The following is a 706-nucleotide window of genomic DNA, read 5'->3' as shown; positions in this document are numbered from 1 at the left end:
CAAAGCTTGCTTTCAGAAGGCAAAACTGGAAAGTATTTTAAATATGCAATTGGTGAGATTGTTCTTGTGATGATTGGAATTTTATTGGCACTTCAGGTTAACAATTGGAATGAAAATCGAAAACTTAAAATTCAAGAAAAAATATTATTAGAAGGTTTAAAAGAAAGTATTGCTGGAGATCTTAGGTCTCTTCCAAAATGGCAAAAGTATAGTAGTGCAACACCAAATTCAGTAAATGTGATACTTTATAGCTTTGAGCAAAATTTAGCCTACCAAGATTCATTAAATTATCATTTCGGAAATACTTCTATGCCATGGAATCCGAGTATATCAAATGAGTTATTCGAATCATTAAATTCATCAGACTTAAATTTAATTTCTAATGTCGAGTTAAGAAGGGAAATTATTTTATACTACAATCATGCGAAACAGATGTACGTCTATCAAAATAAGTATAATGCTATAATAGAAAGAGCAAGCGAAAATATTTTTAGAACTAGATTTAATTCACTTTGGGATGGTATTACAGTCAAAGATGTGCCAATGATTCCAAATGATTATGAATCTTTGAAAAATGACGTACAATATCTATATTTCTTGAAAAGCCTACGAAATCAGTTTCAACTTTATATTGGGCAACCTACAAATTATGCTATTTTAAAAGCAGAAAAATTACTGACAAAAATTGAGAATGAATTATCGAAAT

At 29.2% G+C, this 706-nt stretch carries 1 protein-coding gene; it reads left to right on the top strand.

Going from position 1 to position 706, the window contains the following annotated elements:
- Window positions 1-6: 6 nt before the first annotated feature.
- On the top strand, window positions 7-706 hold a 700-nt coding region (locus tag AAGF08_RS20435), incomplete at its 3' end, for a DUF6090 family protein (RefSeq protein ID WP_343513309.1).

The sequence above is a fragment of the Algoriphagus sp. SE2 genome (assembly GCF_039563885.1).
Taxonomy (GTDB): domain Bacteria; phylum Bacteroidota; class Bacteroidia; order Cytophagales; family Cyclobacteriaceae; genus Algoriphagus.
This window is presented reverse-complemented; position numbering and strand designations above follow the sequence as displayed.